The sequence below is a fragment of the Pseudomonas sp. GW823-FHT02C05 genome, assembly GCF_058797595.1.
Window position 1 is genome coordinate 1,932,044 of record NZ_JBXAJU010000001.1, and the last position, 13,675, is coordinate 1,945,718.

At 67.3% G+C, this 13,675-nt stretch carries 10 protein-coding genes; all 10 read right to left on the reverse strand.

Features of this window, described 5'->3' with window-relative positions; genetic code table 11:
- Positions 1-4: 4 nt before the first annotated feature.
- Entirely contained in the window at positions 5-517 is a 513-nt protein-coding gene (locus AC1RGE_RS08655; protein WP_492583994.1) for a hypothetical protein, read from the reverse strand.
- Between the two features lie 81 nt (positions 518-598).
- The gene (locus tag AC1RGE_RS08660; protein WP_026020115.1) at positions 599-1,573 is read right to left on the reverse strand and encodes a cyclase family protein; all 975 of its coding nucleotides are present in this window, start codon (positions 1,571-1,573) and stop codon (positions 599-601) included.
- Positions 1,574-1,766: 193 nt separating this feature from the next.
- Entirely contained in the window at positions 1,767-2,525 is a 759-nt protein-coding gene (locus AC1RGE_RS08665; RefSeq protein ID WP_492583996.1) for an SDR family oxidoreductase, read from the reverse strand.
- A gap of 48 nt (positions 2,526-2,573) precedes the next feature.
- Positions 2,574-4,022 carry an aldehyde dehydrogenase family protein gene (locus tag AC1RGE_RS08670; protein ID WP_492583998.1) on the reverse strand — a complete coding sequence of 483 codons (1,449 nt, stop codon included), beginning with the start codon at positions 4,020-4,022 and terminating at the stop codon, positions 2,574-2,576.
- 4 nt (positions 4,023-4,026) lie between these two features.
- Positions 4,027-5,139, reverse strand: a complete 1,113-nt coding sequence (locus tag AC1RGE_RS08675; protein WP_492584000.1) for a tartrate dehydrogenase — start codon at positions 5,137-5,139, stop codon at positions 4,027-4,029.
- 161 nt (positions 5,140-5,300) lie between these two features.
- Complete coding sequence (locus AC1RGE_RS08680; RefSeq protein ID WP_011061926.1) at positions 5,301-6,203, reverse strand: LysR family transcriptional regulator; 903 nt, start codon at positions 6,201-6,203, stop codon at positions 5,301-5,303.
- A gap of 84 nt (positions 6,204-6,287) precedes the next feature.
- The gene (locus AC1RGE_RS08685) at positions 6,288-7,934 is read right to left on the reverse strand and encodes a phospholipase D-like domain-containing protein (protein WP_011061927.1); all 1,647 of its coding nucleotides are present in this window, start codon (positions 7,932-7,934) and stop codon (positions 6,288-6,290) included.
- Positions 7,935-8,116: 182 nt separating this feature from the next.
- Positions 8,117-8,713: a vWA domain-containing protein gene (locus AC1RGE_RS08690; RefSeq protein ID WP_492584258.1), complete on the reverse strand. Its 597-nt coding sequence runs from the start codon at positions 8,711-8,713 to the stop codon at positions 8,117-8,119.
- Positions 8,714-8,766: 53 nt separating this feature from the next.
- Entirely contained in the window at positions 8,767-9,774 is a 1,008-nt protein-coding gene (locus AC1RGE_RS08695; protein WP_401153918.1) for a magnesium chelatase ATPase subunit I, read from the reverse strand.
- Positions 9,775-9,901: 127 nt separating this feature from the next.
- Positions 9,902-13,675, reverse strand: coding sequence for a cobaltochelatase subunit CobN (gene cobN, locus AC1RGE_RS08700; protein ID WP_492584002.1), 3,774 nt, complete (start codon positions 13,673-13,675; stop codon positions 9,902-9,904).

Here is a 13,675-nt window from a genome sequence, read left to right on the forward strand (position 1 = left end):
GTGCTCAGGTCAGCGCGGCCTGGGCATCCAGGCGCAGCAGTTGCAAGGGTTCCAGAGTGGAGCCCTGCAAAGATTCCCCGGCATACAGCGCCTCGTTGGCCATGGCCATTTCAGCGCTGCGGCCGGCAACCATTTCGTAGGTCTTGCGCGGCAGGACCTCGCTCCAGCCGTTTTCAAAGGTGTTGTAGGCCAGGGTCAGCGCGGCGGTGAAATAGTGCTGGTCGGCCACTGGAATCCGGACCTCCTGGCCCGCCTCATCCAGGGCGATGAAGTGATTGGGCAAGTGTTCCACCCCCAGGCGCTTGAGCACTATCCAGGAGAAGGCCGACGGCACGAAGACGTTGAGTTTTTCTGCGGCGATGGCCGAGTAGCCACGCTCCTGCAGCAGTTGGACGATGTCGTCTTCACTGGCCTCGGGGTGGCCGGCCATCAATTCCAGGGTATCGAGCACACCCTGATGGGCACTGGCATGATCCAGGCAGCAACTGCAGTCCGGCGAATGTGAATCGTCAGGCATGATCGGTCGATGATCCCTATCGGTCTTGGTGAGGGGGCGCAGGATAAACCCTGCGCCCGCCTCGCCACCAGCAAACAGCGGTTACTTGATGACGATGGGGTTCACCGGCGCTCCGCTGCCGCCGACGATCTTCAGCGGCGCGGCGGTGTAGAGGAAGGTCCACTGGCCATCGGCGGCGCAATCCTCGGCCAGTTCTTCAAGCAGCACGATCTCGGTGAAGGCGATCCCCAGGTTGCGCATCAGCGCGCAATGCAGGGGAATCTGCACCCCGGACACCGGGTCGGTGATCACCTCGTTGGCGATGGTGTCGGTGACCAGATTGGGGATCTCCATCTGGTTGAACCAGTCCACCAGTTCCCGGCTGTAGGTCAGCCCGGGTTCCACCAGGTCCTTGAAGAACTCGGTCTTGCCGTACTCGTAGAAGGCGCCCATGGAACCGGTGCGGATGATGAGGATGTCGCGCTTCTCGATGGCCACGCCCTGGGCCTGGGCAGCGGCCAGCAGGTCCAGGTGGTTGAAGGTCTCGCCGCGCCCCAGGTACTTCTTGCCGCGGTGCCGGGCCATGTCGATCAGCACCGCACGGCCCACCACGCCGCGCTCGGCAATCGGCAACACACTGGCCTTGGCCATGCCGCCGACAGTGCTGCTGGCGTCGTAGCCGTTCCACAGCTGGTTGTCGTACCAGGCATGGCCCAGGGCGTCGTACTGGGTCGAGCCCTGCAGCTGCATGAAGATCACGTCGTCGCAGTACTCGGCGCCACCGGTCATGGAGGGCTGCTTGCCGGCCTGATAGTGGCTGCGGTCCAGGGTATTGAAACGCATCGAAGGGTTGCGTGCCGGCCACATCGGGTCGCCGCCGGGATGGCCGATCTGCACTTGCAGGGTGAAGGTCTTGCCCTGGCGCACGGCGGCCACGCCCCGCAGTACCTCGGCCTGTTGCAGGTAGTTGAGGGCACCGACTTCGTCGTCCGGGCCCCACTTGCCCCAGTTCTTTGGCAGGCCTTCAAGCAGTTGCCGGGTATTGGGGTGGTTCTTGTTGTTCTCGATCCCACACATGTCGAATGCACTCCATTGATTGGGTTGAAACGGGCGAAAATGCTCGCGTGGCCTTGCCTGGCGATCAACCGTCAAGCCCCGGCGCCCCCTGGAACCTTGCGGCCCTGCGGGCCGTTCGCAGCCTGCGGCAGCGGCTACACGAAGCGCAGATCGCACGCGCCGGGGGCTCTGGCCTCGAGGGTTTTACAGATCATCAGACGCAACGTCCACCATCCACTTCCAGACAGGTGCCGGTGATGAAGGCCGCCTCGTCAGAGGCCAGGTACAGGCAGGCGTTGGCCACATCCTGGGGGGTGGAGAAGCGTCCCAGGGGAATGGTGGCCATGAATTTCTGGCGGTTTTCCGGGGTGTCCGGCACCCCCATGAACTCACTGAGCAGGGCCGTGGCGCCCACCACCGGGTTGACGCAGTTGACGCGGATGTTGTCCGGCCCCAGCTCGGCGGCCATGGTCTTGCTCATCACCACCACCGCGCCCTTGCTGCCGTTGTACCAGACCAACCCCGGACGCGGCCGGATCGCCGCCGTGGAGGCGATGTTGATGAACACCCCGCCACCCTGGCCACGAAAATGCGGCACGAAGTGCGTCGCGCTGAGGAAAATGCTTTTGACGTTGACCGCGAACACCCGGTCGAACTCGGCCTCGTCCACTTCCAGCATCGGCCGGTTGCGGTGGGTGGTGCCGGCGTTGTTGACCACGATGTCCAGGCCGCCGTATTGCTCCAGGGTGTTGCGCAGCAGCGCGGCAACGCTGGCGTCCTGGGCCACGTTGACCTCGATGAAGTGGGCCTGGCCGCCGGCATCGCGGATTTCCTGCGCCACCCGCTGGCCGCCCGTGGCGTTCATGTCGGCGATTACGACCCGGGCGCCCTGCTGGGCGAAGGTCTTGGCGATGCCTTCACCAAAGCCGGAACCGGCGCCGGTGACGATGGCAGTTTTATGGGCTAGACGCATGCTAGTGACTCCTTTTTTTGTTGTTATTGGCCGCCGTAGTGGCGGCCCTCAGTCGTGACGAATGGCGATGGTCTTCAAGGCGGTAAAGCCCAGCAGCGCCTCGAAGCCCTTCTCGCGGCCATAACCACTGGCCTTGACCCCGCCGAAGGGCAGTTCGACGCCGCCACCGGCGCCGTAGTTGTTGATGAACACCTGGCCACAGCGCAGCTTGTGGGCCATGCGCAACTGACGCGCGCCGTCCCGGGTCCAGACCCCGGCCACCAGGCCGAAGGCGCTGTCGTTGGCCAGGCGGATGGCGTCGGCCTCGTCCTCGAAGGGCATCACCGCCAGCACCGGGCCGAACACTTCCTCCCGGGCCAGGCGACTGTCTGGCGGCACATCGCGAAACAGCACCGCTTCGTGGAAGTAGCCGCCGCTGCCGGCCTCGGCCACCACCTGCCCACGCGCCGCCACCCGGATACCGGCGGCCTCGGCCTCGCGGACGAACTCCCGGACCTGGCGCAGCTGTTTCTGGTTGATCAGCGGGCCCATGTCCAGGTCCAGCTCCGAGGGCCCGGCGCGCAGTTGGCCAAAGCACTGGGCCAGGCGTTCCAGCAGCGGTTCATACAGGCTGCGCTGCACCAGCAGGCGGCTGCCGGCGGAACAGGTCTGGCCGCAGTTTTGCACGATGGCGTTGATCAGCACGGGCAGCGCCCGCTCCACATCGGCATCGGCGAAGACGATCTGCGGCGACTTGCCGCCCAGCTCCAGGGTTACCGGGCAATGCCGTTCGGCCGCCGCCTTGGCCACCAGGGCGCCGGTGCCGGTGGAACCGGTGAACGAGATATGCGCGACGCCAGGATGGGCGCACAACGCGGCACCGGCTTCGTGGCCATAGCCGCTGACCACATTCAGGCTGCCCGCCGGGAAGCCGACCTGGGCCGCCAGCTCCGCCAGCCGCAGCAGCGACAGGCTGGCGTCCTCGGCAGGCTTGACCACGCAGACGTTGCCCGCCGCCAGGGCAGCGCCGACGCTGCGGCCGAAGATCTGCATCGGGTAGTTCCAGGGAATGATATGCCCGGTAACGCCATGGGGCTCGCGCACCGTGAGCACGGTATAGCCGGCCTGATAGGGCAAGGTCTCGCCGTGGAGCTTGTCGGCGGCCCCGGCGTAGTACTCGAAGTAGCGCGCCAGGGCGGTGGCGTCGGCCCGGGCCACCTTCAGCGCCTTGCCGGTGTCCCGGGCCTCGATCTGCGCCAGCTCTTCATGGTGCTCCAGCACCGCCTGGCCCAGGCGGGCCAGCAGGCGCCCACGCTCCAGGGCGCAAAGGCTGCCCCAGGGCCCGTCGAAGTTGTCCCCCAGGGCCCGTTGCGCGGCCTGCACCGCCAGGTCGATGTCCTCGGCGGTGCCCCGGGCGATACGCGCATAGCTGATGCCGGTACTGGGGTCCTGCACGGGAATGTCTTCGGCCCAGGACGAGGCTTGCCATTGGTTGTCGATGTAGTGTTCGAGGGTCATCTGTTCAGCTCCTGTTTCCAGCCAGACACTCGGCAATCGCCCGCCCCACTTCCACGGTGCTGGCGGTGCCGCCCATTTCCCGGGTGCGCGGCCCTTCGGCGAGCACCGTCTCGATGCTTTCGACAATCGCCGCCGCGGCCCGCTGGTAAAGTTCATCGCCCTGCCCCAGGTGTTCGATCATCAGGGCCGCCGACCAGATCTGGCCGATCGGATTGGCCACGCCGAGACCGGCGATATCCGGCGCCGAACCATGCACCGGCTCGAACAGCGAGGGGTACAGGCGCTCCGGGTTGAGGTTGGCCGAGGGCGCAATGCCGATGGTGCCGGTGCAGGCCGGGCCCAGGTCGGAGAGGATGTCGCCGAACAGGTTGGAGGCCACCACCACGTCGAACCAGTCCGGGTGCTGGACGAAGTGCGCGCAGAGAATGTCGATGTGGAACTTGCGGGTCGCGACCTGAGGGTAGGCCTGGGCCAGCGCCTCCACCCGTTCGTCCCAGAACGGCATGGTGATGGCGATGCCGTTGGACTTGGTGGCCGCCACCAGGTTGCGCCGGGGCCGGCGGCTGGCAAGTTCGAAGGCGTAGTTCACCACCCGGTCCACACCATGGCGGGAAAACACCGACTCCTGCAGGGCAATCTCCCGCGGGGTGCCCTCCCACATGCGCCCGCCGACGCTGGAATACTCGCCCTCGGTGTTTTCCCGCACCACGATGAAATCGATGTCCCCGGGCGCCCGCCCGGCCAGCGGGCACGGCACCCCGGGCATCAGCCGCACCGGGCGGATGTTCACGTACTGGTCGAACTGGCGGCGGATCTTCAGCAGCGAATCCCAGACCGCAATATGGTCGGGCACGATGTCCGGCGCGCCCACGGCGCCGAAGAAGATCGCCTCGTGGCCACCGATCTGCTGCGCCCAGTCGTCGGGCATCATGCTGCCATGGGCCTGGTAGTGCTCGCTGCACCAGTTGAAATGATCGAATTGCAAGGCGATGCCGAAGCGCCGGCTAACGGCTTCAAGCACACGCAGGCCTTCGGGGACCACTTCGCGGCCGATGCCGTCACCGGCGATCACCGCAATGCGATGGGGAGGATTTACAGCGGGATTGATCCTGGACAAGCCGTCTCTCCTGGTCTGACATGTTGTTGTTATGGAGGCAGGTCAAGCGCACGGGCGAGCCCATTCTGGCCACAGCGCGGGGCCAGTGGGAATTGCTCATTATGGAAACCGCCTTCGCAAAATTCGAAGGCACGCGGGAAGAGTCCTGCTATGACCGGCGGCTAGCCCGCGGCTGCCGCGGCCTGCTCGCAACCGGCCAGGTAGTCGAACAGCTCGCGGCTGGCCAGGGACGGCTGTTCCTGGCGCCGGCAGAGGTACATCTGGCGGTCGGCCCAGGGGTCGTCGATTTCGATAAAACGCAAGGCCATCTCCTTGCGAAAGATCTGCACCGCCCCCTGGGGCAGCACCCCCACGCCCTGCCCTGCGGCGATCAGCCGGCATACGGCCTCGAAGCTGCGCACCTGCACCCGCAGGCGCAAGGGCATGCTCACCGCCGCGGCCGCCTCGCTGATCAGGGGAGTGATCGCGGCGTTGTCCTCCAGGCCGACGAAGTCATAGCCCAACAGGTCCTGAAAGCGCGCGTGGCTCATCTTGAACGGGTGGTCCTGGGGCACGATCAGGCACAACCGGTCGCGGCAATAAGGGATGAAATGCAGGTCCTGGCCCCGTGGCCGGGTGGTGACGATGCCCACATCGGCCACGCCGTCACGCACCGCCAGGAGGATCTCGCGGCTGCGCTCCTCGCGGATGTCCACGCGAATGCCCGGGTGCAGGTCGCTCCACTGGGTCAATTGCCGGGGCAGTTCCTGGCTCATGGCCGAACTGTTGGCGTACAGGCTGACCCGGCCGGTGGCGCCCTTGGCGAAGTCGGCCAGGTCGGCGTGCATCACATCCACCGCCCGCAACAGCGAGCGGGCGTGCTCGGCCAGGGCCTGCCCCGCCGCCGTCGGCAATACCCCGGTGGAGGTGCGGGTCAGCAGCGCCACCTTGAAATGCTGCTCCAGGAGCGACAGGCGCCGGCTGGCGGCGGACAGCGACAGGTGCGACTGCTCGGCGGCCCGGGACAGGTTGCCCAGGGTCAGGGCCTTGAGAAACAGCTCGATGGAGGTCAGGTCCGGGGCCATGGCAGGGTCCTTGTGCGCGGTCCGTGAAAACTACCCAGTCGGGCGCGCCCTGTCCAACCTTGTGGCGGCTGCTCGCAGCCCCGGTCAGCGCCCGGAAAAACGCAGCCGCGACAGCTGGCGCAGATCCCCTTCCAGGTAGTAGGCGTTGCTCCAGCTGTCGTCCACCGCCAGGGGCTGGACCTGCTTGAGGGCCAGTTGCCTGGCGAAGTAGCGGAAGCGGTAGTGTTCGTAGAACCGCAGCAGCTCCAGGCCGTAGCGGTCCGCCAGGTCGATGTCGCCGCGGATGATCAGGAAGTTCTCGTCATTGCTCTGGCTCGCGCCGACGCTGAGGTTGTGACTGCCGCTGATGATCACCGGCGCCTCGCTGGTGAAGTCGGTGACGATGGCCTTGGTGTGCACCAGCAGGTTGCCCTTCTGGCCTTTGAGCCCCTCCTTGAGCCAGCCCTCCAGGCCATTGTTGAGCAAGGCGGTGGCGGCGAACTCGGCTGTGCGGTCGGCGTGAAAACCGGTGATGCGGCTGGCGGTGTTCTGCAGGCCGTAGCGCAACACATCGTCGTGGGGCTGGCCGAGCAAGGCATCGAGAATGCTGTCGGGCAAGGCGAAGGCGGTGACGAACAGCAGGTCGCGGCGGGCGCCGTTGATGATATCGACGAACTCCGCGAGGTCGCCCTGGCCGCTGCGCGGGGAAAACCCGGCGAACAGCGGCGCCTGCGGCTGCATCGGGTTGTTCCGGGTCAGCCAGGTGCGCGTGGCGCCGACATCCGCCGGCGTCGCCCAGACCTGCTCGAACACCTCCAGGTAGCGCGTGGCGATGTCCACGTGGTCGAGGCTGTGCAACACGTTGGCCTGACGGTAGACACCATTGGCGGTGAAGTTGGTGCTGCCGCACAGCACCGATTGCGGCTGGCGCTGGCCGGCGGCGTCGAGGCGGCCGAGGACGATGAACTTGTCGTGGAAGATCGCGTGGGTCACCCGCCCGCGCTTATTGGCCTCGGGCAGGTGCTGCAGGCTGGCCTGGTTCATCGTGGTGTCGGCATCGCCGGGGGCGGCGTGGTACAGCACCCGCACCTGTACGCCGCGGTCGAAAGCCGCGTTGACGGCATCGATGATCGCCTGCAACTGGTACTCGTAGATGGCGATGTCCAGGCTCCAGCTGGCGTCCGTGGCGCGCTGAATGAACCCCAGCAGCGCCTCCAGCAGGCCGTTTTCCAGCCACTGGCGGGGCGCATCCGGCCACTTTTCGATGGGCAGGTTCTTGTTGGCGCTGAGCAACGCATCGAGCTCGGGAAACTTGCGCGAGAACGCCTGGCTGGCAGCCACCGCACGGTTGAAGATCACCCGCTGGCCGGGAGGCTGGCCGTTGTCGGCGGTGATGCTCAACTGCAGGGACTCGCCCAGTTGCGGCGCGTCCGGGTTGCCATAGGCCAGGTGCACCCGGTAGTTGAGGGTGGCGCCGGGGTTGACCGCGTAGTCGGCCCAGCGGAATTTCTGCAGGGGCGCCTGATCGCTGGGGGTGGCGTTGTATTGGGGGAAGGTATGGGCCTTGCCGGGGAAGGTCAGGCTGTTGAACAGAAACAGCCAGGGCTTGCTGCCGGTCTGTTTTTCGATGGCAAAACCCAACAGGCCCTGGCGCCGCGACGCATCCAGGTCCATGGCCAGCAGCACCCCGTTGGTTCCGGCATAGGCCTTGACCCGAAAATCGTCCTTGTCGTTACGCACCAGTACCCGCATGAAGTCACTCCTGTGAAAGACAGCGCAAAGCGTAGCCGCTTCCCGCCCCGGCATGCCAAGGCAAAACCCTGTAGCAGCCGGCTTGCCGGCGAAGAGGCCCTTGAAGACTTGCACCGCCAGGCCGGACGCTTTCGCTGGCAAGCCAGCTCCTACGGGGGATGTGCGGTGTGTCGGGGAGGTAGTCAGTCGATATGCTGGTAAACAGCGTTGAGGAGAGTCGCCAGTTCGCGGGCGCGGCCCAGGCGGATCGGGCCTCGTTCGATGTCGAGCAGCAAGGTCGGGCAGTTCAGGGGCCTGGGCGGTGGCAGGTTCTTCAGCCGGCCATCGGTGATCAGCAGCACGCGCTGCTGCTCCGCCGGCAGGCGCCGTTGGCGTTGTTCCAGCCACTGGGCCGCTTCGTTCAGGGCTTGGGGCAAGGGCGTGCCGCCGCCGGCACCCAGGCCGTCGAGCCAGTGCCGCAGGTCCCTGGAGGCCTTCAGGCCCTGGACCTGCCAGCTCGGCGCACGGCCGCTGGCAGTGAGCAGGGCCAGGCGTGCACGCTGTCGGTAGGCGTCGTCGAACAGTTGCGCCAGCAGGCCCTTGGCATCGCTCAGGGCGCTGTGCCGGCGGGTCGAGGCCGACGCGTCGACTATCACCAGCCACAGCTCATGGGGCGAGCGGCTGCGCAAGCGAAACAGCAGCTCTGCACGCAACCGTGGACGGCCTTTGAGCAAGGTGCCGGGCCAGTTGACCGAACCGGCGCTGGCCTCGCGGCTTTTGCCTTGCCGGCCGTGATCCAGGTGCCCCGCCCGGGGCTTGGCATCCGCCCCCCGGTCAGTGCGGGGGCGGATGCCTAGGGCTTTTTTGGCCAGCTGGGCACTTCACGACGGGCGCCGGTGGGCAGGGCCTGGGCCGGCATTTCGCCCCATTGGCCCTGGCCTTCGCTGGGGTTGGCGTTGGCTGACGCCGGTGCCTGGGGGCTTTGCCCGGACTGTGGCGCGCTGGGCGGTGTCTCCCGCCGCCGGTGGCGCAAGGCGAACTCGGCCACGGCATCGATATCCTCCTCGGCAATCGCCGGGGCGCCACGCCAGGCGGCATGGGCGCGGGCCGCGCGCAGCCAGACCAGGTCGGCGCGCAGGCCGTCCACGGCAGCAGCAAAGCAGCGCTCGGTAATCAGCGCCAGGGCCTGGTCGTCCAGCGGGATGCTGGCCAGCGCGGCCCGCGCCCGCTGGCAGCGCTCGCGCAATGCCGCCTGGGGTTCGGCCCACTGGGCGCAGAAGCCCTGGGGATCGCTGTCGAAATCCAGGCGGCGGCGAATGATCTGCCCGCGCTCCTGGGGCGCGGGCTGGCCGCTGAGGGCGACGTTGAGGCCAAAACGGTCCAGCAGTTGCGGACGCAGTTCGCCCTCCTCCGGGTTCATGGTGCCGATCAGCACGAACTTCGCCGAATGGCGGTGGGAAATACCGTCGCGCTCGATCAGGTTGGTGCCGCTGGCGGCCACGTCCAGCAACAGGTCCACCAAGTGGTCAGGCAGCAGGTTGACTTCATCGACGTAGAGCACGCCGCCGTCGGCCTTGGCCAGTACCCCCGGAGAAAATTGCGCCCGGCCCTGGCCCAGGGCGGCGTCCAGGTCCAGGGTGCCCACCAGGCGCTCTTCGGTGGCGCCCAGGGGCAAGGTGACGAACTGCCCGCTGGCCAACAGGTCCGCCAGGCCCCGGGCCAGGGTCGACTTGGCCATGCCCCGTGGGCCTTCGATCAGCACGCCGCCGATCTTCGGGTCGATGGCGGTCAGGCACAGGGCCAGTTTCAATGCTTCGGCGCCGACCACGGCGGACAGCGGGAAATGTGGGGTGTCGCTCATGTCAGGGTCTCGCTTGGGTCGGGGGATGTCCGCAGGACGCTTTTGCGAGCAAGCTCGCTCCTACAGCGGCAATGCCAGCCCTGTAGGAGCGAGCTTGCTCGCGATCGAGTGCGCAGCACTCGCCGCCTCAGGAATCTTCTTCTATATCCAGCAGCAGGTGTTCCAGGGCTTCACGATAATCGCCAGGCTCTTGCCACAGGCCACGCTGCTGAGCTTCCAGCAGGCGCTCGGTCATGTCCCGCAGGGCGTGGGGATTATGCTGGCGGACGAACTCGCGGGTCGAGCCATCGAGCAGATAGGCATCGGCCAGCAAGGCGTACTGGTGATCGTCGATCAGTTCGGTGGTGGCGTCGAAGGCGAACAGGTTGTCCAGGGTCGCGGCCATTTCGAAGGCGCCCTTGTAGCCATGGCGCTTGACCCCTTCGATCCACTTCGGGTTGGCCGCTCGGGAACGGATCACCCGGTTCAGTTCTTCCTTGAGGGTACGGATCTTCGGCAGGTCCGGCTGGCTGTGGTCGCCGTGGTAGCTGGCGGCCTTGGCCCCACTGAGGCTTTCCACCGCCGCCAGCATGCCGCCCTGGAACTGGTAGTAGTCGTTGGAGTCCAGCAGGTCGTGCTCGCGGTTGTCCTGGTTCTGCAGCACCGCCTGCACCCGGCTCAGACGGGTGGCGAACTGCTCGCGGGCGGCAGTGCCTTCGTCGCTGCCACCATAGGCGTAGCCACCCCAGTTCAGGTAGACCTCTGCCAGGTCCTCGCGGCTCTGCCACAGGCGGCCGTCGATGGCGCCCTGGACCCCGGCGCCATAGGCCCCCGGCTTGGCGCCGAAGATCCGCCAGCCGGCCTGGCGCGAGGCGGCGTCGGCATCCAGCCCAGAAGCCTCCAGGGCCGCGCGCTCGGCACGCACCCTGGCCGCCAGCGGGTTCAAGTCCTCGGGTTCATCGAGAGCCGCTACCGCCTGCACCGCCGCATCGAACAGGCGGATCAGGTTGGCGAAGGCATCGCGGAAGAACCCGGAAACACGCAGGGTCACATCGACCCGCGGCCGGTCCAGCAGGCTCAGGGGCAGGATCTCGAAGTCATCGACCCGCTGGCTGCCGGTGGCCCACACCGGGCGTACCCCCATCAGGGCCATGGCCTGGGCGATGTCGTCGCCACCGGTGCGCATGGTGGCGGTGCCCCAGACCGACAGGCCCAATTGCAGCAGGTGGTCGCCGTGATCCTGCAAGTGGCGTTCGAGAATCAGGTTGGCCGACTGGAAACCGATGCGCCAGGCGGTGGTGGTGGGCAGGTTGCGCACATCCACCGAGTAGAAGTTGCGCCCGGTGGGCAGCACGTCCAGGCGCCCGCGGCTTGGCGCGCCACTGGGGCCGGCAGGCACGAAACGCCCGTTCAGGGCGTCCAGCAGGCCGCGCATTTCCGCCGGGCCACAGGCGTCCAAACGCGGTGCGACCACCTCGCGCAGGCCGTCGATGATGCTCTGCACCGGCTCCCAGCCGGGTTCGTCCAGCTGTGGGACGGGCCCTTGCAGCGCCGCTTCGATCAACCCGGCGGCGTAGAGCTCCAGGCGCTCGCGAACGTCACCGGCGGTGCGCCACAGCGCCTCGCTCAACTGTTGCAGCACGGGCGGGCGGCGCCCGGTCCAGGGCTCGGACAGGGCACAGTCCAGGGGGTCGAAACCCAGGCCGAAAGCCTTGGCCAGGGCCCGCAGCAGGCTGGCATGGGCGCCTTTGCCGTCGCCCCGGGGAATGCGTAGCAGGGCCAGCAGGGTGTCGATGCGCAAGCGCCCCTCGGGGGACTCGCCGAACAGGTGCAGGCCATCGCGGATCTGCGATTCCTTGAGGTCGCACAGGTAGGTGTCCAGGCGCGGCAGCCAGAGCGCGGCGTCGGCGTCGCTGTCGAGCTGTTCGCCCAGTTGCAGCTCGCGGTCGATATGGGTCTCGCGCACCAGCTTGAGAATGTCCCGCTGCAGCTCCCGGGCCCGGCGCGGGTCCAGCAACTGGGCTTCGTAGTATTCGTCCGCCAGCAGTTCCAGGTTGCGCAGCGGGCCATAGGTCTCGGCGCGGGTCAGGGGCGGCATCAGATGATCGATGATCACCGCCTGGGTGCGGCGCTTGGCCTGGGCGCCCTCCCCCGGGTCGTTGACGATGAACGGATAGATGTTCGGCATCGGCCCCAGCAGCGCATCCGGCCAGCATTGCTCGGAAAGGCCCACGCCCTTGCCCGGCAGCCATTCCAGGTTGCCGTGCTTGCCGACATGGATCAGCGCGTGGGCGCCGTAGGCCTGGCGCAGCCAGAAGTAGAACGCCAGGTAGCCATGGGGCGGCACCAGGTCCGGGTCGTGGTAGACCGCGCTGGGGTCCACCTGGTAACCCCGGGCCGGCTGGATACCGACGAAGGTCAGGCCAAAGCGCAGGCCGGCGATCATCATCCGCCCGCCGCGGCACATCGGGTCCTGCTGCGGCGTGCCCCAGCGCGCCAGCACCGCTTGGCGGTTGGCTTCGGGCAGGGCCTGGAACAGCGTCAGGTAGTCGGCCATGGCCAGGCTTTGCTGGCAGGGGCGCTGGTCGAGGCTGTCCAGGTCGTTGCTGACCCCGCCCAGCAACTGCTGGATCAACTCGGTGCCGCTGGCCGGCAGTTCGGCCGGCAGCGGATAGCCTTCGGCGTGCAGTGCCTTGAGGATGTTCAGCGCCGCCGCCGGGGTGTCCAGGCCTACACCGTTGCCGATGCGCCCGTCCCGGGTCGGGTAGTTGGCCAGTACCAGGGCCACGCGCTTGTGGCCGTTGTTCAGGCGCCCCAGTTCTACCCAGCGCCGGGCCAGTTCGGCGACGAAATCCATGCGTTCGGGCTGGCCGCGATAGCAGACCACGTCCGACTGGCTGCGCTCGCTACGCCAGGCCAGGTCCTTGAAGCTGATGGGCCGGCTGATGATGCGCCCGTCCAGTTCCGGCAAGGCGATGTGCATGGCCAGGTCCCGCGGCCCCAGGCCCTGCTCGCTGTCACGCCAGCCCGGCTCGTTGTCCTGGGCGCAAATGGCCTGGATCACCGGGATATTGCGGCGGAACGGCCGCAGGTGCGGGGCTTCGGGGCTGGACTGGGCAAAGCCGGTGGTATTGAGGATCACCCCGGCCGCGGTTTCATCCAGCCAGTCTTCCACCTGGCTCAGGCAGCCCGGTTCCTTGAGGCTGGCCACCGCTATCGGCAAGGGGTTGAGGCCCGCCGCCAGCAAGCGCTGGCAGAACAGGTCGATAAAGCCGGTGTTGGCCGCCTGCAGGTGGGAGCGGTAGAACAGCAGCGCCGCCACGGCTTGCCCCGGCTGCCAGTCGGCCTGCCAGTCACTGAGGGCAGCCTGGCTTTTGTGCGGGTGGTAGATCGCCGTGCGTGGCAGGGCCTGCGGTTCGCTCCAGGGGTAGTCGCGCCCCAACAGGCCGCTGGCCAGGCAGCGGTAGAAATTCAGCGCGTTGTCACGCCCGCCCTGGCGCAGGAACTGCCACAGGCGGTCGCGTTCGCCGGCAGCCACCGTGCTCAAGTCGCTGAGTTCCGGGTCCGGGCGGTCGTCCCCCGGCACCAGGATCAACTGCACCCCGCGCCTGGACAGCTCCACCAACTGCTCGACGCCGTAGCGCCAGTAAGCGATGCCACCGTGCAGGGAAATCAGGATGACCTTGGCGTGGCGCAGCACCTGGTCCACATACAGGTCCACCGAGGCGTGGTTCTGCACCTGCATCGGATTGGCCAGGCGAAAGCTCGGGTAGTCCTCGGGCAATTGCTCGGCGGCGTCCGCCAGCAGCGCCAGGCTGGAATCGCCGCTGCACAGGATCACCAGCTCGGCGGGGGTTTGTCCCAGGTCGGCAATGTTGTCATCCGACACGAAACCGCCGGGCTGGGTCCTGAGCAGGTGCAT